Below are 19,088 nucleotides of genomic sequence, written 5' to 3'. Positions count from 1 at the left end.
CCAATCGCCCGAGGCGTTTTCATTTTCAGACGGGGCAGGAGTAGGCCATGTACGTCCAGATTCTAGGTTCCGCCGCCGGCGGTGGTTTCCCGCAGTGGAACTGCAATTGCCCCAACTGCAAGGGCTACCGCGACGGCACGCTGCGGGCCAAGGCACGGACGCAATCGTCCATCGCCCTGTCCGACGACGGCGTGCACTGGATCCTCTGCAACGCCTCGCCGGATATCCGTGCCCAACTCCAGTCGTTCGCCCCGATGCAGCCGGCCCGCGCCGTGCGCGACAGTGGCATCGACGCGATCATCCTGCTCGACAGCCAGATCGATCACACCACCGGCCTGCTCAGCCTGCGCGAAGGCTGCCCGCATCAGGTCTGGTGCACCGAGATGGTCCATCAGGACCTCACCACCGGCTTCCCGCTGTTCAACATGCTCGAACACTGGAACGGCGGCCTGGCCTGGAACCGCATCGAACTGGACGGCAGCTTCACCATCGACGCCTGCCCCAACCTGCGTTTCAGCCCCTTCCCGCTGCGCAGCGCCGCACCGCCCTACTCGCCGCACCGCTTCGACCCGCACCCCGGCGACAACCTCGGGCTGATGGTCGAAGACCTGAGCACCGGCGGCAAACTGTTCTACGCGCCGGGCCTCGGCAAGGTCGACGACAGCCTGCTGCAACGCATGCAGGACGCTGACTGCCTGCTGGTGGACGGCACCCTGTGGAACGACGACGAAATGCAGCGCCGCGGTGTCGGCACCCGCACTGGCAGCGAGATGGGCCACCTGCCGCAGAACGGCGCCGGCGGCATGCTTCAGGTGCTGGAAGGCTTCCCCGCGCAGCGCAAGGTGCTTATCCACATCAACAACACCAACCCGATTCTCGATGAGGACTCGGCCGAGCGCGCCGAGCTGGACCGCCGTGGCGTGGAAGTCGCCTTCGACGGCATGAGCATCGAACTCTGAGGAGCCGACAGGTAATGAGCGACGCGAAACCGTTGTCCCCCGCCGAATTCGAGCAGGCCCTGCGCGCCAAGGGCGCCTACTACCACATCCATCACCCTTATCACGTGGCGATGTACGAAGGCCGCGCGACCCGCGGGCAGATCCAGGGCTGGGTCGCCAACCGCTTCTACTATCAGGTGAACATCCCCCTGAAGGACGCGGCGATCCTCGCCAACTGCCCGGACCGCGACGTGCGCCGCGAGTGGCTGCAACGCATCCTCGACCACGATGGCGCGCCCGGCGAAGACGGCGGCATCGAAGCCTGGCTGCGCCTGGCCGAGTCGGTGGGGCTGGACCGCGAGCAAGTGCTGTCGCAAGAACTGGTGCTGCCCGGCGTGCGTTTCGCCGTGGACGCCTACGTCAATTTCGCCCGCCGCGCCTGCTGGCAGGAAGCGGCCAGCAGCTCGCTGACCGAACTGTTCGCGCCGCAGATCCACCAGTCACGCCTGGACACCTGGCCGCAGCATTACCCGTGGATCGACCCGACCGGCTACACCTACTTCCGTAACCGCCTGAGCCAGGCACGGCGTGACGTCGAGCACGGTCTGGCGATCACCCTGCAGTACTACACGACAGTGGAAGGCCAACAGCGCATGCTGGAGATCCTCCAGTTCAAGCTGGATATTCTCTGGAGCATGCTCGACGCCATGAGCATGGCCTACGAACTCAACCGCCCGCCCTATCACAGCGTCACCGACGCGCGGGTCTGGCACCGGGGGATCGCCCTATGAGCTTCGACCGACACCTGACCCCGCGCTGGCGTCCCGGCTACCGCTTCCAGTACGAGCCGGCACAGAAAGCCCACGTGCTGCTGTATCCCGAGGGCATGATCAAGCTCAACGAAAGCGCCGCGCTGATCGGCGAGCTGATCGACGGCGAGCGTGACGTCAACGCGATCATCGCCCTGCTCGACGAGAAATTCCCCGGTGTGCCCGAGCTTCCCGAAGACATCGAGCAATTCATGGAGGTGGCCCGTGCCGAACACTGGATCACCCTTGAGTGAGCAACCCGGCAAGCCCGAGGTCGGCCTGCCGTTGTGGCTGCTGGCCGAGCTGACCTACCGCTGCCCGCTGCAATGCCCGTACTGCTCCAACCCGCTGGACTTCGCTGCCCAAGGCCAGGAACTGACCACCGAGCAGTGGTTCAAGGTGATGGCCGAGGCGCGGGAAATGGGCGCGGCGCAACTGGGCTTTTCCGGCGGTGAGCCGCTGGTGCGCCAGGACCTCGCCGAGCTGATCGGCGAAGGCCGGCGACTGGGCTACTACACCAACCTGATCACCTCGGGCATCGGCCTGACCGAAGAGAAGATCGCCACCTTCAAGAAGGCCGGGCTCGATCACATCCAGATCAGCTTTCAGGCCAGCGACGAACAGGTGAACAACCTGCTTGCCGGCTCGAAGAAAGCCTTCGCGCAGAAGCTGGAAATGGCCCGGGCGGTGAAGGCCCAGGGCTATCCGATGGTGCTGAACTTCGTCACCCATCGGCACAACATCGACCGCATCGACCGCATCATCGAGCTGTGCATCGCCCTCGAAGCCGACTTCGTCGAGCTCGCCACCTGCCAGTTCTACGGCTGGGCGCACCTGAACCGCGTCGGCCTGCTGCCGACCCGCGCGCAACTGGAGCGGGCCGAGCGCATCACCAACGAATACCGCGATCGGCTCAAGGCCGAAGGCAATCCGTGCAAGCTGATCTTCGTCACCCCGGACTACTACGAAGAACGCCCCAAAGCCTGCATGAACGGCTGGGGCAGCGTGTTCCTCACCGTCACCCCGGACGGCACGGCCCTGCCCTGCCATGGCGCGCGGCAACTGCCGGTACAGTTTCCCAATGTGCGCGAGCACAGCATGCAGCACATCTGGTACGACTCCTTCGGTTTCAACCGCTATCGTGGTTATGACTGGATGCCTGAGCCGTGCCGCTCGTGCGATGAGAAAGAACGTGATTTCGGCGGCTGCCGCTGCCAGGCGTTCATGCTCACCGGCGACGCCAGCAAGGCTGATCCGGTGTGTGCCAAATCGGCGGACCACGGCATGATTCTCGCGGCGCGGGAGGAGGCCGAGACCGCCAGCCTGACCATCGACCAGATGACCTTCCGCAATGATCGAAACTCCCGACTCATCGCTCGCGGCTGAGCGCTTCAGCGCCGACCAGGCCGTCGCCGCCGGCACCGACTTCGCTGAACTGAAGGTCGGTGCCCATGGCCTGTTCTGGAACGAATTCCGTCCACTCGACGGCGCCTGCCGGATCTGGCACTGGCGCGACGGCCTGGCCCGCTGCCTGACTCCGGTCGGCTTCAGCGTGCGCAGCCGGGTTTACGAATACGGCGGCGGCTCGTTCTGCCTGAGCGACGACGGGCTGGTGTTCGTCAACGAAAGTGACCAACAGCTCTACCGCCAAACCCTCGACGGAGGCCCACCGCAGCCCCTGACCCAAGGCCAGCGCCGCTATGGCGACCTGCTCTGGGCCGCCGGACGGCTGCTGGCGGTGGAAGAAACCCACGCCCCCGAACAGGTGGAACATCGGCTGGTGGCCATTGCCGCCGACGGTGAACGGGACGTGCTGGCCGAAGGCGCGGACTTCTACGCCGCGCCGACCTTGAGCGATGACGGCCAACGCCTGGCCTGGATCGAATGGAGCCGGCCCGACCAGCCCTGGACCGCGACCCGGCTCTATGTCCGTGACGGGCAGCAGGCACCGCGCTGCATCGCCGGCGACGACACCCCGCAATCACTGCAACAGCCGCGTTTCGACCGCGATGGCCGGCTTTGCTGCCTGTCCGACCGCAACGGCTATTGGCAGCCCTGGGGCGAAATCGACGGTCAGTGGCAGCCCCTGCCCGCCGCCAACGCCGACCATGCCGGCGCGCCGTGGCAACTGGGCGCCAGCACCTGGCTGCCGGTGGCCGATGGCTACCTGGCGAGCTGGTTCGAAAGCGGTTTCGCCCGCCTCGGCCTGCGCACAGCGAACGGTGAACTGGAAGACTTCAGCGGCGACTACAGCCGCTTCCGCAGCCTCGATCTGGACGCCACATCGATCTACACCATCGCCGCCTCACCGGTCAGCCCGCCAGCGGTGATCGCCATCGACCGCCGTAGCCATGACGTCCAGGTGCTGGCCGGCGGCGTACTGCCGTTACCCGCCGAAGGCATCAGCCGCCCGCGTGGTTTCAGCTACCCGAGCGGCGACGGCGAGGCTCACGGCTTCTTCTACCCGGCGATGAACGGCAGCGGCCCGACGCCGCTGATCGTGTTCATCCATGGCGGGCCGACCTCGGCCTGTTATCCGGTGCTCGACCCCCGCATCCAGTACTGGGCACAGCGCGGCTTCGCCGTGGCCGATCTCAATTACCGCGGCAGCAGCGGCTATGGCCGAGCCTACCGGCAGGCGCTGCACTTGCGTTGGGGCGAGGTGGATGTGCAAGACGCCTGCGCAGCGGTCGCGCATCTGGCGGCTGAAGGCTTGATCGATCCGGCCCAGGCATTTATCCGTGGTGGCAGCGCGGGCGGCTACACCACCTTGTGCGCCCTCGCCTTCCACGACGTATTCCGCGCCGGCGCCAGCCTGTATGGGGTCAGCGATCCCGTGGCGCTGGCCCGGGCCACGCACAAGTTCGAAGGGGATTATCTGGACTGGCTGATCGGCGACCCGCAACGGGATGCCGAGCGCTACCACGCCCGCACGCCGCTACTGCACGCGGGGAACATCAAGGTGCCGGTGATTTTCTTCCAGGGCGAACTGGACGCGGTGGTAGTGCCGGAACAGACCCGTTCGATGCTGGCGGCGCTGAAGGCCAATGGTATTGAGGCGGTGGGGCATTTCTATCCGACCGAGCGGCATGGGTTCAGGACGGCGGCAAACCTGGCGCATGCGCTGGAGGAGGAGTGGCGGTTTTACTGCAAGGTTTTGGGTTGGTCTTGATGGCCTAATCGCTGCGGTTCGGCGCCCCGACAAGCCAGCTCCCACAAGCTGCATATACCGGACCTTTGGGAGCTGGCTTGTCGGGGCGCCGAACCGCAGCGATTAGGGCCGGAAGATTCACCGCTTGGCGATGATGTACACCGCATGCACGATCCCTGGAATGTACCCCAGCAGCGTCAGCAAGATGTTCAGCCAGAACGCCCCGCCGAACCCCACCTGCAGAAACACCCCCAGCGGCGGCAGGAGGATGGCGATGATGATGCGGATGAAGTCCATGAAACATCTCCTCGAATGATGTCCTGTTCTGACCCCGGCCTCTGCGCCGCGGTTCCCCACAGCATAGCCAGTCGCCATTGCCGGAAAAAAAACGCCCCAGACCAAAAACAACAGGTCCGGGGCGACGCGCAGGAACGCGAGACGGTTCGTTTGATTCGTGACTGAGGCCGGGTCAGGCGTTGGCTTCGCGGCGCCGGCTCAGTTGTGCGGTATGGACGCGGGAGAAGGCCCGGGCCAGACGCAGCAGCATTTCGTCGATATTGCCGTGACTGACGGTCAGCGCCGGTGAGAAGCGCAACACATTCGGCTGCGGCGCATTGAGCAGCAGGCCTTCCTGCAACGCCGCCTTGACCACCTCGGCCGCCAGCGGCTCGTTCAGTTCCAGCCCCCACAACAGGCCCTGGCCGCGAACTTCACCTTGACCGTAACGTCCGGCCAGCCGGCTCAAGCCGTCGCGCAGGTGGCGCCCGGCGTCTTGCACCTGGCTCAGGAAACCGCCGTCCAGCACCGTTTCCAGCACTGCCAGGCCCGCCGCGCTCATCAGCGCGTTGCCGTGGTGGCTGCCTTCCAGTTCACCGGCTTCGGCACAGCACGCGGTACCGCGGGCCAGTAGTGCGGCGATCGGTACGCCGCCACCGAGGCCCTTGCCTAGGGTGAGAATGTCGGCGCGCACGCCGTAGGTTTCTTCGGCGAGCAGCGCACCGCAGCGGCCCACACCGGTCTGCACTTCATCAAGAATCAGCAGGATGCCCAGCTCGCGGCACAGCCGCTCCACACCTTTGAGGTAGTGCTGGGTCGCCGGGATCACGCCGGCCTCGCCCTGAATCGGCTCCAGCATGATCGCCACGGTGCGCGAATCCACTGCCGCATGCAGTGCCGGCAGATCGTTGAACGGCACCTTGCTAAAGCCCGGCAGGCCCGGCTCGCAGCGGTTGCACGGCAGCGGGTCGGAAGCGGCCAGCGCCCCGAGGCTGCGGCCATGGGTGGCCTGGCTGGCAGTGATGATGTGATAGGCGCCGTTGCGGTGAAGCTGGCCCCATTTGCGCGCCAGCTTGATCGCCCCTTCACAGGCCTCGGCACCGCTGTTGAGCAGGTAAGCCTGGTCGCTGCCGGTACTCTGGCACAGCAGGTTTACCAGCTTGAGCTGGCCACGGTTGTGAAAGCCCGCGCCAGAATTGATCAGCGCCTGAGCCTGGCCGCTCAGGGCCTGGACCAGCGCCTTGGGGCTGTGGCCGAGGCTGTTGACCGCGTTGCCCTGAGTGAAGTCGAGGTAGGCTCGGCCTTCGCTGTCCCACAGCCAGGAGCCCTGGCCACGGACGAAGACCTGCGCGGCACGTTCGATGGCCGGCATCAGGTGCTCGCGGGAGAGCGGATCGACCGGATCGGCCGGTGCCGGTACCGGCGCGGTTTCAGCGGCACGTGCCGCCTGGCGCCGCAGGTTGAACAGGTTCATGCGCGCAGTCCTTCCAGTGGCAGGCCGAGCAAGCGTGCGCTCCAGTCTTCGACCCTGCCGCTGCGCAGACGCTTGATCGCGATATCGCGCCAGCGTGACGACAGGGCCGGACAATCCACCAGCTTCTTCAAACCCGCATGCTCCAGAGGTTCACGGTAAAAAGTGTGCAGCGCCCAGGCCACGGTGAGTCCGGGATAACTGCGCTGTATCAGTTCAAAAGGCTCGTCGGCACTGACGAAGCCGGGCTTGAGCACCCGGTAGAACCAGCCGCAGCGGCCACTGTCCTGCGCCTGTTGCGGCAGCTCCGACAGTCCCCAGCGGTGGCTCAGGCGGTAACAGGGCGAGCGCGGCTGGCTGATTTGCAGCAACGCCCCGCCCCAGCGGAACAGGTCGCCCAGGCACACCTGTTCTTCGGTGACGCCGTGGGTCGAGAGGTTTTCGCCAAACGCCGGTGCCCGCCAGTCGATCTGTGGATAACGTTTCCGCCACCAGGCGTAGTGCTCGGCCGGATAGTGGTGCAGGGCCCGTTCCGGGCCGGTGTGGAAACGTGGGTCGCCGTGTTCATCGCTTCCAAGCCCCTGCGGCCATAACCAAAGCCGCCGCGCAACCTCTTCCTTATCGATATCGGTCATCAAACCGTGACCGAGATTCTTTGCCTTGCCTATGTAAACGCCATCCACATATACGGTGTTCATCGCGCCTTCTGGCCCTGTAAACCTTGTGAATACGGGCATAGACTAGGCGTCTCTGGCCATCGCGGCCATTTCGTTTTTCGAGCTTTTTCGATAAGTAGAAGTTATGGATTTTCGCCAACTGCGTTATTTCGTCGCGGTATATGAAGAAGGCCATGTCGGCCGCGCCGCCGAGCGCCTGTCGCTGTCGCAGCCCGCGCTGTCGCAACAGATCCGCCAGCTCGAGCACAGCCTTGATGTCAGCCTGTTCGAGCGCGGCAACAAGCGCCTGCTGCCAACCCTGGCCGCGCACACTCTCTACAACCACGCCGTGCCCCTGCTCGACGGCCTGCAGCGGGCCCGCGAAGCGCTGCGCAACTTCAAGGGCCAGGCCCTGCGTACCTTGGCCATCGGTGTGCTGCAAACGGTACGGCCGAGCCTGGTGCCGCAGTTGCTCGACCGGGTGCGCAAGGCCCAGCCGCACCTGGTGGTGCAGATCTACGAACTGTCGGGGATGGAGATCGAACGGCGTCTGCTCAACGGCACGCTGGACATCGGCATCAGCTACCTGCCGCCGCGTCAGGCGGGGCTGCACGGGCTGCTGCTGTACGAGGACGAGTTACAAGTCGTGATTCCGCACACGCACCCGCTGCGCGAGTTCAAGAAGGTCTCGCTGAAACAGGCCGCCGAACTGCCGATGATCCTCCTCGGCGAGGAATTCCAGGTGCGGCAGATCTGGCAAGGCCAACTGGCCAACCTGGGCCGGCGCCCGCAGGTGCAAGCGGAAATGAACAATATGGGTGGGATACTCGACAGCCTGGCGCACACTTCGCTGGCGACAGTGTTGCCGGGGCGGGCGCAGGAGGGGTCGGAAGATCCGGAGTTGCTCTGGAAGCCGTTGAGCGAGCCACGGGTGCCGCTGAAGGTCGGGCTGGTGTTCCGCGATGCTCAGCGTCAGCAGGCGTCGGTGGAGTTGCTGCACACGCTGCTGGAAGAAGAGATCGCCCCGCGGCCGATGGGCGTGTCGCCGCTGGATGTACTGGGATAAAAACACAGGAAAAAGAAAACCCCGCCGAAGCGGGGTTTTGCAGACTGTTTCCCTTTTGACTTCCCTTTCGCCCCACCATCCTGGTGAGAATCCTTCGTTCATCCCTGGTTGTTCATTGCGCGTCCTGCGCGACGTCCATGTGAGAAAGATTAACTGTGGATCCAATATTCCGGAAGACGCCAAAGACCACCACGCCATGTAAGTAAATGCTTACATGGCGCATTCACGTCAGAACTGCTCTGCGTCGAGCAGGTACAGCGACTCGCTTCCCGCCTTCACCGAGGCGCACAGCGACTGCAGACGCGGCAGCAGACGGGCGAAGTAGAAGCGCGCGGTGCCCAGCTTGCTGGCGTAGAAGGTGTCTTCGCCCTGCTTGGCCAGCGCGGTGCGCGCCATCAAGGCCCACATGTAGGCGTAGGCGGTGTAGCCGAAGGCGTGCAGGTATTCCACCGACGCGGCACCGATCTCGTTGGGGTTGCCCTTCGCGCGGTCCAGAACCCAGGCGGTCAGTTCGTCGAGGTCATTCAGGGCGGCGTTGAGCGGCGCGGTGAACTCGGCCAGCTCGCTGCCCGCCGTGGCGGTGAAATGGCGAATCTCGTCGGCGAACAGCTTGTAGAACGCGCCGCCGCTGCCGACGATCTTGCGGCCCACCAAGTCCAGCGCCTGGATGCCGTTGGTGCCTTCGTAGATCTGGGTGATGCGCACATCACGCACCAGTTGCTCCTGGCCCCATTCGCGGATGTAGCCGTGGCCGCCGAACACTTGCTGGCCGTGTACGGCAGTTTCCAGGCCGAGGTCGGTGAGGAAGGCCTTGGCCACCGGCGTCAGCAGCGCGACCAGGTCCTCGGCGCGCTTGCGGGCGGTGGCATCGACGCTGAACTTGGCGGTGTCCAGTTGCATGGCAACGTAGGTGGAGAACGCCCGGCCGCCTTCGTTCAGGGCCTTCATGGTCAGCAGCATGCGGCGTACGTCAGGGTGGACGATGATCGGGTCGGCGACCTTGTCCTTGGCCTGCGGGCCAGTTGGCGCACGGCTCTGCAGGCGGTCACGGGCGTACTCGACAGCGTTCTGGTACGAGCGCTCGGCGGAAGCCAGGCCCTGGATACCAACGCCCAGGCGCTCGTAGTTCATCATGGTGAACATGGCCGCCAGGCCTTTGTTCGGCTCGCCGACCAGATAGCCGACCGCATCATCGAAGTTCATCACGCAGGTGGCCGAAGCCTGGATGCCCATCTTGTGCTCGATCGAACCGCAGGTGGCCGGGTTGCGCGCACCCAGGCTGCCATCGGCATTGACCAGGAATTTCGGCACCAGGAACAGCGAGATGCCCTTCGGACCTGCCGGAGCGTCCGGCAGCTTGGCCAGCACCAGGTGGATGATGTTCTCGGTGAGGTCGTGTTCGCCGCCGGTGATGAAGATCTTGGTCCCGCTGACCTTGTAGCTGCCGTCGGCCTGCGGCTCGGCGCGGGTGCGGATGATGCCGAGGTCGGTGCCGGCATGCGGCTCGGTCAGGCACATGGACCCGGCCCAGGCGCCGGCGTACATGTTCGGCAGGTACTTTTCCTTCAGCTCGTCGCTGGCGTGGGCGTTGATCGACAGGCAGGCGCCGGCAGTCAGCATCGGGTACAGACCGAAGGACAGGCTGGAGGAGTTGACCATTTCCTCGACCTGGGCCGAGACCACCTTGGGCATGCCCATACCGCCGTACACCGGGTCACCGCCAACACCGACCCAACCGCCTTCGGCGTAGGTCCGGTAAGCCTCGATGAAGCCGGCCGGGGTGCGTACCGCGCCGTTGTCCCAGTGACAGCCTTCTTCGTCGGCGGCGCGGCTCAGCGGCGCGATGCTCTTGCCGGTGACCTTGCCGGCTTCTTCCAACACCGCCATGGCGGTGTCTTCGTCTACCGTCTCAGCCAGCGCGGGCAGATCGGCCCACAACTTCGAGACTTCGAAGACCTCATTGAGGACGAAGCGCATATCGCGCAGCGGCGCTTTATAGTCAGCCATGGCAACCTCTCAAACCGTGAGTCGTGGGCGATCCCATTGTAGGACCGGTACTAAGAACCAAGGTCCAAAGTCTAACCCAACAACTTTTGCGACACATAGGGTCATCAAGAGACCATATAGTCAGTTCTGGTCACGCCACGCGCATCGCTCCACGCCGGTCTTTTTGTCCATGGGCCATCACACAGTTACGCCCCGCGCCTTTGGCGCTATAGAGCGCCTGGTCTGCGGACTTGAGCACTTCGTCCGGGCCGCGGTGCTCGGGCTGACGCTCGCAGGCGCCGATACTGACGGTCACCGAAACGCTGGTGGCGCCCGCCGTGCCACGGCGCTGACGGCCTTGCTGGTCGTCCTGCGGGCGGTTGTCCTGGTTGCGTAACTGGATGGCGTAGTTGGCGATCATCTCGCGCACCGCTTCCAGGTGCGGCATGCATTCCTCGATGGTCTTGCCGGCAAATACCAGGGCGAATTCCTCACCGCCGTAGCGATAGGCACGGCCGCCGCCGGTCACCTTGGACAGCTTGCTCGCCACCAGGCGCAGCACCTGATCCCCGACATCGTGGCCATGGGTGTCGTTGAATTTCTTGAAGTGGTCGACGTCGGTCATCGCCAGCACATAGTTGCGGCCCAGGCGCTGCATGCGTTCGTTCAGCGCCCGACGACCGGGCAAGCCGGTAAGTTCGTCGCGGAAGGCCATCTGGTAGGCCTCGTGGGATACCGCGGCGGCGATCATCAGCATCACCTGGCTGCACATGATGTTCAGGGTGAACGGCAGGATGAACGTCTGCGGCAACATCCAGAAAATGCCGATCAGGCCAATGATCTGCGCCGCGTGCAGGGGCCGCGGCTCACGCAGGTACTGCACCACCAGCACGACGAAGGCGAGGAAAAACACCGGGTAGGACAACTGGATCAGGCTCATCCACTTGCCGTGCAACGCCGGCCAGCGGATCTCCGCCAACCAGCCCAGCAATGCCTGTGGGTAACTCTGCTCCAGGCCCAGCGCCACACTGCCCACCGCCAGCAGCACGGCGAAGCGGGCCACCATGTCCTGGAACAGGTGAGTGCGTTCCTGCCAGGCGCCGAACAGCGCGAACAGGATCGGCAGCAGCAGGCAGACGAGGTGGAACACCACCGCCGCATCTTCGCGGACCCGACCGTTGTCACGATAGAAATCAGTCTGGGTGTCGAGCAGGTAGTAGGCGATGTACACGGTGATCATCAGAAACAGCTCGCGCTGACGCCGATACACCGCGCAGTAAGCGCCGCCGAGCAGCAGCACCAGGGTCGGCAGCACGTTGAACAGCGACGTGAAGAACACCGACAAGTCCCGTACATAGGCGGCCGCGAGCCCGGACAGCAGCAAGCAGGCGCCGGGAAGGAAGTGACTGACTTTTACAGCGGAAAAACGGAACAAGAGAACTCTCCGATCCAGCAGATCGATAATGTCATTGTGCCTCTACTGTATCGGCAATGCACATAAATAGATAAATTTTTGACGTCAATTTCTTTAACGGCAGCAATGGCCTGAAGCTTGAACCTCATCTGTTGGATCAAACCGGCCTCATCGCCGGCAAGCCGGCTCCCACAGGGTGGTGGTTGCCGATGACTTTGTGAGAGCCGGCTGGTCGGGACGACGAACCGCGGCGACAGGATTTCAGCAGACAAAAAAAAACGCCTGCCGGTTAGGGCAGGCGTTTTTCGGTACAGCAGAGCAATCAGTAAGACAGGCCGAAGTTCGCTTCGTCCATCGCCATCAGGTTGTTCGCACCGGACAGCATGGTGGCAACGTGAGTGCGGGTACGCGGCAGGATGCGCTGGAAGTAGAAGCGCGCAGTCTGCAGCTTGGCGGTGTAGAAGGCTTCTTCGCTGGTGCCGGCGGCCAGTTTCTCGGCGGCCAGGCGGGCGATGTCAGCCCAGAAGTAGGCCAGGCAGGCGTAGCCGGAGTACATCAGGTAGTCCACCGAGGCGGCGCCGACTTCTTCGCGGTCCTTCATGGCGGCCATGCCGACCTTCATGGTCAGTTCGCCCCACTCCTTGTTCAGCGCGGCCAGTGGCTCGACGAATTCCTTGGTGGCTTCGTTGCCTTCCTGGGACTGGCAGAACTTGTGAACGATGCGGGTGAAGCCCTTCAGCGCTTCGCCCTGAGTCATCAGCACTTTACGGCCCAGCAGGTCCAGAGCCTGGATGCCGGTGGTGCCTTCGTACAGCATCGAAATACGGCTGTCGCGAACGTTCTGCTCCATGCCCCACTCGGCGATGAAGCCGTGGCCACCGTAGATCTGCACGCCGTGGTTGGCGGCTTCGAAGCCGACTTCGGTCATGAAGGCCTTGGCGATCGGCGTCATGAAGGCCAGCAGTGCGTCGGCTTTCTTCTTCTCTTCTTCGTCCTGGCTGTACTTGACGATGTCCACTTGCTTGGCAGTGAAGTAGACCATGGCGCGGTTGCCTTCGGCGAAGGCCTTCATGGTCAGCAGCATGCGGCGCACGTCCGGGTGGACGATGATCGGGTCAGCCGCCTTTTCCGGCGCTTTAGGGCCGGTCAGCGAGCGCATTTGCAGGCGGTCGCGAGCGTATTTCAAGCCACCCTGGAAGGCCACTTCGGCGTGGGCCAGGCCTTGCAGCGCGGTACCCAGGCGAGCGGTGTTCATGAAGGTGAACATGCAGTTCAGGCCCTTGTTGGCTGGGCCAATCAGGTAGCCGGTGGCGGCGTCGAAGTTCATCACGCAGGTGGCGTTGCCGTGGATACCCATCTTGTGTTCGAGGGAACCGCAGGAAACAGCGTTGCGCTCACCGATGGTGCCTTCGGCAGTCGGCAGGAACTTCGGCACGATGAACAGGGAAATGCCTTTGGTGCCGGCCGGTGCATCGGGCAGGCGGGCCAGGACGATATGGACGATGTTGTCGGCCATGTCGTGTTCACCAGCGGAAATGAAGATCTTGGTGCCGGTGACTTTGTAGGAACCGTCGGCCTGAGGTTCGGCCTTGGTGCGCAGCATGCCCAGGTCGGTGCCACAGTGCGGCTCGGTCAGGCACATGGTGCCGGTCCATTCGCCAGACACCAGCTTGGTCAGGTAAGCCTCTTGCTGCTCGGGGGTGCCGTGCTCGGAGATGGTGTTCATCGCGCCGTGAGACAGGCCAGGGTACATGCCCCAGGACCAGTTCGACTCGCCAACCATTTCGCTGACCGCCAGGCCCAGCGACTCGGGCAGGCCCTGGCCGCCGTGATCGACGTCATGCGCCAGGCTCGGCCAGCCGCCTTCAACGAACTGCTTGTAGGCTTCCTTGAAGCCGGTTGGGGTTTTCACGCCCGACTCGCTCCAGGTACAGCCTTCCAGGTCACCAACGCGGTTCAGCGGGGCCAATACCTGTTCACAGAACTTGGCGCCTTCCTCGAGGATGGCATCCACCATGTCAGGCGTGGCGTCCTGGCAACCCGGCAGGCTCTGATAGTGCGCTTCATAGCCGAGCAGTTCATCACGGACGAAACGAATATCACGCAAGGGGGCTTTGTATTCAGGCATAGCGATGAACCTCTGCTGATGAATCCTGGATGGGGTGGGAGAGACCGCGACACACCGACCAGCTCTTGGCGGCTTTCGGTCAAACAGTTGTTTGAAACATACGTTTACGCCGAAAGCTTGTCAAGCACCCTGCCGGTGGCGCTTTTGTCATCCTCCGTTTGCATGAAACCCTGCAAGAAAGTGTAGAAAACACGCAGCCGAACGCCCGGCACAATTGCCAAGGCGCTGATGAATAAAGGGTATCGGGAAAAGATGAAGCCTGAAGCGGCGGGCCTCAGGCGTAGGTATCGATCAACGTGCCGAGCATTTCGTCCGACGCTTTGGCCACTTTGACACCGAGTTCGACCTGTTGCTTGCCCAAGGCCTGTTCAACAGTGTTGGTGGCCAGGTCCAATTGCTGGCTGCGATCGACCGAACGCAGGCGCTCGGCCTGGTAGTCGCTGGACTGGCTGGTGACGGCACGCTCGACGGTCGTGTTGGCGATCTGGCTGGCTGCCTGATCGACGCGGTGCTGACCGGCCTGAATGGCGCCCAGGCCGGCATAGAATGCGGAACTGCCCGAGATTTCCATTTCAAATACTCCAAAAAGCTTGAAGGCGAGAGTGGCAATACAATGGCTATTGAAGCAGAGGTCGGCACAAAAGGCCCGTCAAAAACACTAATGGCACCCTGCCCTGCAATAGAGAACCGCTAGCGACCGGCCAGTTTCTGCACGGTCACGTCAGTCCAGCAGGTCGATCTGCAGATGCTCCGCCACTGCTTCCGCGCTCGCCGGCTTGAGCCGTGGTATCCGTCCCAGACAGGGTGCGGGCAGCCGCTCGGCGAGGCTGGCGAGGTTTTCTTCGAGCCGCGAGGTGCGCGAATCAATGATGTTGGCCACCCAGCCCGCCAGTTGCAGGCCATCGCGGGCAATCGCCTCGGCGCTGAGCAGCGCGTGATTGATGCAGCCCAGCCGCACGCCGACCACCAGAATCACCGGCAGCTTCAGCGCCACCGCCAGGTCGGACAGGTTGGCGTGATGCGACAGCGGCACGCGCCAGCCGCCTGCACCTTCGATCAGGGTGAAATCCGCCTGTTGAGCAAGGATGTCACGCATCGGCCCGAGCAGGCCCTGCACGCTGAGTTCGATATCGGCTTCGCGGGCGGCAAGGTGCGGCGCGATGGCTGGCTCGAAGGCAAAGGGGTTGATCTGTTCGTAGGGCAACTTGAGCGAACTCTGCGCGATCAGTGCCAAGGCGTCGGCGTTGCGCAGGCCCTTGGGCGTCACTTCGCAGCCCGAGGCCACCGGCTTGGCGCCGAGGGTGCTGAGGCCGGCCAGTTGCGCCGCGTGCAAGAGGCCGGCGGCGACGGTGGTCTTGCCGACATCGGTATCGGTTCCGGCGATGAAATAGGCCGCGGCCATGTCACTCCCCTTCTGTCAGCGGCTTGTGCAAAACCCCGTACACCACCTGGTAGGTGGCCGGCAGGCCTTGCGGCTGGCGGAACTGCTCGTAAGCACGCAACAGTCCCTGCATCCGCGCCCGTCCGATCAGCCCGGTGGGTCGACCGGGGTTGAGATTGTGCGCGCCGAGCGCTTTCAATTCATGGGTCAGACTGCGCACATCAGGGTAGTGCAAGACATGCGGTTGTGCATGCAGCCCAAGCACCTCAAGGCCGCTTTCGCCGCACAGGCGCTGATAGTCCTCGAGCCGGCGGAAGCGATTGACATGCACCAGCCCATCCACCGCCTCCCAGCTTGCCCGCAGCTCATGCAGTGTGCCGACGCACAGGCTGGAGAACGCCAGCACGCCGCCCGGCTGCAACACGCGCCGCGCCTCGCTCAGCACCGCGCGAAAGTCCGCGCACCACTGCACCGCCAGGCTGGAGAACATCAGGCCCGCGCAACCGTCCCTCAGCGGTAGCCGCTCGGCGTCACCGGCCACATGAAAATGCGCGCCGCCCGCCTCACGGGCATGGCGCAGCATGCCTTCGGCGATATCGACGGCGACACCCAGCCCCTGTGGATAACGCACCTGCAACTGACGGCTGAAATGACCGGTGCCGCTGCCCAGGTCAACCCAGCACTGCGGCTGCAGGTCCTTCGGCAGCAGCCCTTGCAAGTGACCACCCACCGCGCGCTGCAATTCGGCGACGCTGTCGTAGCTGGCGGCGGCCCGGGAAAACGACGCGGCCACCTGGCGCTTGTCGGGCAAGGCGCCGGGCAAACCCGGCAGGGATAGATCAGTCATCGCCACTCTCATGCAGGAAGGTCTTGATGGCCGCGGCCAGGTCTTGCGGGTATTCGAGGATGAAGGCGTGGGAGGCGTCCTCCACCAGCCCCACTTCCACATCCGGGAGCAAGTCGCTGAGGGCCCGGGCGGCCTTGGCCGGCACCAGTTCATCGGCACCGGCGAACAGGTGAAGTTGCGGTCCGCCGTAGGCTTGCAGGGCCGCGCGAGTGTCCAGTTGGCCGAGGATTTTCAGGCCATTCACCAGCAGCACAGGATCGGTGTCCGGCACGCCGACTTCCAGTTGGCGCAGGATGCTTTTCTGTTCCTGCGCGCCCTTGCTGCACAGCGACTTGAAGCGCTTGAGGGTGACCGAGGTATGACCCCGACAACCATCGACAAACGCCTCGAAAGTGTCCGCTGCCATACCATCCGGCCAGTCGGGACGGGCGACGAAGCTGAGGTTGCTGGCCAGGGTCAGCAGCCCGCAGCAACGGTCACCGCGCCGCGCCGCCAACTCGGCGGCAAGCATCCCGCCCAGCGACCAGCCGCCCAGCCAGGTGTCCTTGGACAAGTGTCGATCTAGCTTGTCGAGCCAGACGTTCGGGTCATCAGTGACCCATTCCGGCAACGCCACCAGCTCGACCTGAAGGCCGGCGTCCTGCGCCCGAAGGCTGGCCGCCAGTGGCTCCAGCGCGGCACTGCCCAAGCCCCAGCCCGACAGCAGAATCAGATGGTTACGCATCGACAGGCTCCAACAGCGGATAGCACTCGGCCAATGCATTCAACAATAGCTGCACCTGCGCCGGGCTGTGCGCGGCGGTCAGGGTCACCCGCAGGCGGGCGCTGCCGGCGGGCACGGTGGGCGGGCGAATCGCCGTCACCAGCAGGCCGCGCTCGCGCAGCATCCGCGACAGCGCGAGGGCGCGTCCCGCATCGCCGATCAGGATCGGCTGGATCGGCGTGAAGCTGTCCATCAGTTGCAGGCCGATCGCTTCGGCGCCGCCGCGGAATTGGGCGATCAGCGCTGCCAGATGCTCGCGCCGCCAGTACTCGTCGCGCAGCAGACTGAGGCTTTTCAGCGTGGCGCAGGCCAGCGCCGGTGGCTGACTGGTGGTGTAGATGTACGGACGGGCGAACTGGATCAGACACTCGATCAGTTCTTCGCTGCCGGCCACGAACGCACCCGCCGTACCGAACGCCTTGCCCAAAGTGCCGACCAGCACCGGCAGCTCTTCCAGGCTCAGGCCAAAGTGCTCGGCCACGCCGCCGCCACGACGGCCCAGGGTGCCGAAGCCGTGGGCGTCGTCCACCATCAGCCAGGCGCCTTTTTCGCGGCTGCGGTTGACCAGTTCCGGCAGGTCGGCGACATCGCCGTCCATGCTGAACACGCCATCGGTGACCACCAGGGTGTTGCCTTCGGCCTTGTCGAGGCGGTTATCGAGGCTGTCGCCGTCGTTGTGCAAATAGCGATTGAAGCGCGCGCCGCTGAGCAGCCCGGCATCGAGCAGCGAGGCATGATTGAGGCGATCTTGCAGAACGATGTCGCCCTGCCCCACCAGCGCGGTAATGGCGCCGAGGTTGGCCATGTAGCCGGTGGTGAACAACAGCGCCCGCGGGCGCCCGGTGAACTCGGCCAGGGCTTCTTCCAGTTCATGGTGCGGCGTGCTGTGGCCGACCACCAGGTGCGACGCGCCGCCGCCCACACCCCAGCGCTCGGCGCCGGCACGCCAGGCGGCGATCACGTCGGGGTGGTTGGCCAGGCCGAGGTAGTCATTGCTGCAGAAGGCCAGCAGCGGCTGGCCGTCCACCACTACCTGCGGCCCCTGCGGGCTTTGCAGCAGCGGGCGCTGACGGTACAGGTCAGCGGCGCGCCGCTGTTCGAGGCGCGCACGGAGATCGAAGCTCATGGCTGCCTCAGGCCGACGCGGCGTTGTAGAACAGCTCGCTGCTCTTCTGCTCGATCAATGCCTGCTCGATGGCGGCCTGATGCACTTCGTCGGCGTGCTCTTCGCGGGCTTCGGGCTTGATGCCCAGGCGTGCGAAAAGCTGCATGTCCTTGTCGGCCTGCGGGTTGGCGGTGGTCAGCAGTTTCTCGCCGTAGAAGATCGAGTTGGCCCCGCCCATGAAGGCCAGCGCCTGCATCTGCTCGTTCATCGCTTCGCGGCCGGCAGACAGCCGGACATGGGACTGCGGCATGAGAATACGGGCGACCGCCAGCATGCGAATGAAATCGAACGGATCGACCTCCTCGGCGTTTTCCAGCGGCGTGCCGGCGACTTTCACCAGCATGTTGATCGGCACCGATTCCGGGTGCTCCGGCAGGTTGGCCAACTGGATCAGCAGGCCAGCGCGATCGTCCAGCGACTCGCCCATGCCGAGGATCCCGCCCGAGCAGATCTTCATCCCGGCGTCACGCACATAGGCCAGCGTCTGCAGGCGCTCGCTGTAGGTACGGGTGGTGATGATGCTGCCGTAGAACTCCGGCGAGGTATCAAGGTTGTGGTTGTAGTAATCCAGCCCGGCATCGGCCAGGGCGACGGTCTGCTCCTGGTCGAGCTTGCCCAGGGTCATGCAGGTTTCCAGGCCCAGGGCCTTGACCCCTTTGACCATCTGCAGGACGTAGGGCATGTCCTTCGCCGACGGATGCTTCCACGCCGCGCCCATGCAGAAACGGGTGGAGCCGATGGCCTTGGCCCGGGCGGCCTCTTCCAGCACCTTCTGCACTTCCATCAGCTTCTGTTTTTCCAGCCCGGTGTTGTAGTGACCGGACTGCGGACAATATTTGCAATCTTCCGGGCAGGCGCCGGTCTTGATCGACAGCAGCGTCGAGACCTGTACGCGATTGGGGTCGAAATGCGCCCGGTGCACGCTCTGCGCCTGGAACAGCAGGTCATTGAACGGCTGTTGGAACAGGGCTTTGACTTCGGCCAGGGACCAGTCGTGACGAAGCGTTGCAGTTGCGCTGGCGCTCATGGGCGTTTCC

18 protein-coding genes are annotated in these 19,088 nt (G+C 64.2%); 6 read left to right on the top strand and 12 right to left on the bottom strand.

Features of this window, described 5'->3' with window-relative positions; translation table 11 throughout:
- Positions 1-47: 47 nt before the first annotated feature.
- Genes pqqB through DM374_RS20325 form a run of 5 tightly spaced genes read left to right on the top strand, consistent with a single transcriptional unit; the run spans position 48 to position 4,919 of the window.
- Positions 48-959, top strand: coding sequence for a pyrroloquinoline quinone biosynthesis protein PqqB (pqqB, locus tag DM374_RS20345; protein WP_095156176.1), 912 nt, complete (start codon positions 48-50; stop codon positions 957-959).
- Between the two features lie 14 nt (positions 960-973).
- Positions 974-1,729 carry a pyrroloquinoline-quinone synthase PqqC gene (gene pqqC / locus DM374_RS20340; protein WP_110971516.1) on the top strand — a complete coding sequence of 252 codons (756 nt, stop codon included), beginning with the start codon at positions 974-976 and terminating at the stop codon, positions 1,727-1,729.
- Positions 1,726-2,001 (top strand): pyrroloquinoline quinone biosynthesis peptide chaperone PqqD, encoded by a 276-nt coding sequence (pqqD, locus tag DM374_RS20335; protein ID WP_110971515.1) that lies wholly within the window; start codon positions 1,726-1,728, stop codon positions 1,999-2,001. Before pqqC ends, pqqD begins: the two co-directional genes overlap by 4 nt.
- Complete coding sequence (pqqE, locus tag DM374_RS20330; protein WP_110971514.1) at positions 1,973-3,133, top strand: pyrroloquinoline quinone biosynthesis protein PqqE; 1,161 nt, start codon at positions 1,973-1,975, stop codon at positions 3,131-3,133. The genes pqqD and pqqE overlap by 29 nt, the downstream gene beginning before the upstream one ends.
- The gene (locus DM374_RS20325) at positions 3,099-4,919 is read left to right on the top strand and encodes a S9 family peptidase (RefSeq protein ID WP_110971513.1); all 1,821 of its coding nucleotides are present in this window, start codon (positions 3,099-3,101) and stop codon (positions 4,917-4,919) included. The genes pqqE and DM374_RS20325 overlap by 35 nt, the downstream gene beginning before the upstream one ends.
- A 117-nt stretch (positions 4,920-5,036) precedes the next feature.
- Here DM374_RS20325 and DM374_RS20320 read toward each other — a convergent pair whose 3' ends face one another.
- From DM374_RS20320 to DM374_RS20310, 3 genes are all read right to left on the bottom strand, one after another.
- A complete protein-coding gene (locus DM374_RS20320; RefSeq protein WP_003177654.1) occupies positions 5,037-5,195 on the bottom strand; it encodes a YqaE/Pmp3 family membrane protein in 159 nt (52 codons plus the stop codon).
- A gap of 172 nt (positions 5,196-5,367) precedes the next feature.
- Entirely contained in the window at positions 5,368-6,648 is a 1,281-nt protein-coding gene (locus tag DM374_RS20315; RefSeq protein WP_110971512.1) for an aspartate aminotransferase family protein, read from the bottom strand.
- On the bottom strand, positions 6,645-7,343 hold the full coding sequence (locus tag DM374_RS20310) for an MOSC domain-containing protein (RefSeq protein WP_095156182.1): 699 nt from the start codon (positions 7,341-7,343) through the stop codon (positions 6,645-6,647). Before DM374_RS20310 ends, DM374_RS20315 begins: the two co-directional genes overlap by 4 nt.
- Before the next feature lie 103 nt (positions 7,344-7,446).
- Here DM374_RS20310 and DM374_RS20305 point away from each other — a divergent pair, with 103 nt between their 5' ends.
- Positions 7,447-8,367, top strand: coding sequence for a LysR family transcriptional regulator (locus tag DM374_RS20305; protein ID WP_110971511.1), 921 nt, complete (start codon positions 7,447-7,449; stop codon positions 8,365-8,367).
- A 228-nt stretch (positions 8,368-8,595) separates the two neighbouring features.
- Here DM374_RS20305 and DM374_RS20300 read toward each other — a convergent pair whose 3' ends face one another.
- The 9 genes from DM374_RS20300 to bioB form a co-directional block, all read right to left on the bottom strand.
- Entirely contained in the window at positions 8,596-10,374 is a 1,779-nt protein-coding gene (locus DM374_RS20300) for an acyl-CoA dehydrogenase C-terminal domain-containing protein (RefSeq protein WP_110971510.1), read from the bottom strand.
- 130 nt (positions 10,375-10,504) lie between these two features.
- Positions 10,505-11,788, bottom strand: a complete 1,284-nt coding sequence (locus DM374_RS20295) for a GGDEF domain-containing protein (RefSeq protein WP_110971509.1) — start codon at positions 11,786-11,788, stop codon at positions 10,505-10,507.
- A gap of 301 nt (positions 11,789-12,089) precedes the next feature.
- Complete coding sequence (locus DM374_RS20290; protein WP_110971508.1) at positions 12,090-13,895, bottom strand: phenylacyl-CoA dehydrogenase; 1,806 nt, start codon at positions 13,893-13,895, stop codon at positions 12,090-12,092.
- Positions 13,896-14,169: 274 nt separating this feature from the next.
- Positions 14,170-14,466, bottom strand: a complete 297-nt coding sequence (locus DM374_RS20285) for a pyrroloquinoline quinone biosynthesis protein PqqE (RefSeq protein WP_110971507.1) — start codon at positions 14,464-14,466, stop codon at positions 14,170-14,172.
- 150 nt (positions 14,467-14,616) lie between these two features.
- Positions 14,617-15,297, bottom strand: a complete 681-nt coding sequence (gene bioD, locus DM374_RS20280) for a dethiobiotin synthase (RefSeq protein ID WP_110971506.1) — start codon at positions 15,295-15,297, stop codon at positions 14,617-14,619.
- 1 nt (position 15,298) lies between these two features.
- Entirely contained in the window at positions 15,299-16,123 is an 825-nt protein-coding gene (bioC, locus tag DM374_RS20275; protein WP_110971505.1) for a malonyl-ACP O-methyltransferase BioC, read from the bottom strand.
- Complete coding sequence (locus DM374_RS20270) at positions 16,116-16,847, bottom strand: alpha/beta fold hydrolase (RefSeq protein ID WP_110971504.1); 732 nt, start codon at positions 16,845-16,847, stop codon at positions 16,116-16,118. The genes bioC and DM374_RS20270 overlap by 8 nt, the downstream gene beginning before the upstream one ends.
- Positions 16,840-18,012, bottom strand: a complete 1,173-nt coding sequence (bioF, locus tag DM374_RS20265; protein WP_110971503.1) for an 8-amino-7-oxononanoate synthase — start codon at positions 18,010-18,012, stop codon at positions 16,840-16,842. The genes DM374_RS20270 and bioF overlap by 8 nt, the downstream gene beginning before the upstream one ends.
- Before the next feature lie 7 nt (positions 18,013-18,019).
- Positions 18,020-19,078 (bottom strand): biotin synthase BioB, encoded by a 1,059-nt coding sequence (gene bioB / locus DM374_RS20260; protein WP_110971502.1) that lies wholly within the window; start codon positions 19,076-19,078, stop codon positions 18,020-18,022.
- Positions 19,079-19,088: the final 10 nt, after the last annotated feature.

It is taken from the genome of Pseudomonas huaxiensis (assembly GCF_003231275.1).
In the GTDB taxonomy this organism is placed as follows: Bacteria; Pseudomonadota; Gammaproteobacteria; order Pseudomonadales; family Pseudomonadaceae; genus Aquipseudomonas; species Aquipseudomonas huaxiensis.
The sequence above is the reverse complement of the archived record's forward strand: the minus strand, read 5'-3'. Positions and strand labels throughout refer to the sequence as shown.

What these genes read in the sequence shown, in the direction of transcription:
- pqqB (WP_095156176.1), top strand. Translation starts at nt 48, where the DNA reads ATGTACGTCCAGATTCTAGGTTCCGCCGCCGGCGGTGGTTTCCCGCAG.
- pqqC (WP_110971516.1), top strand. Translation starts at nt 974, where the DNA reads ATGAGCGACGCGAAACCGTTGTCCCCCGCCGAATTCGAGCAGGCCCTG.
- pqqD (WP_110971515.1), top strand. Translation starts at nt 1,726, where the DNA reads ATGAGCTTCGACCGACACCTGACCCCGCGCTGGCGTCCCGGCTACCGC.
- DM374_RS20325 (WP_110971513.1), top strand. Translation starts at nt 3,099, where the DNA reads ATGATCGAAACTCCCGACTCATCGCTCGCGGCTGAGCGCTTCAGCGCC.
- DM374_RS20320 (WP_003177654.1), bottom strand. Translation starts at nt 5,195, where the DNA reads ATGGACTTCATCCGCATCATCATCGCCATCCTCCTGCCGCCGCTGGGG.
- DM374_RS20315 (WP_110971512.1), bottom strand. Translation starts at nt 6,648, where the DNA reads ATGAACCTGTTCAACCTGCGGCGCCAGGCGGCACGTGCCGCTGAAACC.
- DM374_RS20310 (WP_095156182.1), bottom strand. Translation starts at nt 7,343, where the DNA reads ATGAACACCGTATATGTGGATGGCGTTTACATAGGCAAGGCAAAGAAT.
- DM374_RS20305 (WP_110971511.1), top strand. Translation starts at nt 7,447, where the DNA reads ATGGATTTTCGCCAACTGCGTTATTTCGTCGCGGTATATGAAGAAGGC.
- DM374_RS20300 (WP_110971510.1), bottom strand. Translation starts at nt 10,374, where the DNA reads ATGGCTGACTATAAAGCGCCGCTGCGCGATATGCGCTTCGTCCTCAAT.
- DM374_RS20290 (WP_110971508.1), bottom strand. Translation starts at nt 13,895, where the DNA reads ATGCCTGAATACAAAGCCCCCTTGCGTGATATTCGTTTCGTCCGTGAT.
- DM374_RS20285 (WP_110971507.1), bottom strand. Translation starts at nt 14,466, where the DNA reads ATGGAAATCTCGGGCAGTTCCGCATTCTATGCCGGCCTGGGCGCCATT.
- bioD (WP_110971506.1), bottom strand. Translation starts at nt 15,297, where the DNA reads ATGGCCGCGGCCTATTTCATCGCCGGAACCGATACCGATGTCGGCAAG.
- bioC (WP_110971505.1), bottom strand. Translation starts at nt 16,123, where the DNA reads ATGACTGATCTATCCCTGCCGGGTTTGCCCGGCGCCTTGCCCGACAAG.
- DM374_RS20270 (WP_110971504.1), bottom strand. Translation starts at nt 16,847, where the DNA reads ATGCGTAACCATCTGATTCTGCTGTCGGGCTGGGGCTTGGGCAGTGCC.
- bioF (WP_110971503.1), bottom strand. Translation starts at nt 18,012, where the DNA reads ATGAGCTTCGATCTCCGTGCGCGCCTCGAACAGCGGCGCGCCGCTGAC.
- bioB (WP_110971502.1), bottom strand. Translation starts at nt 19,078, where the DNA reads ATGAGCGCCAGCGCAACTGCAACGCTTCGTCACGACTGGTCCCTGGCC.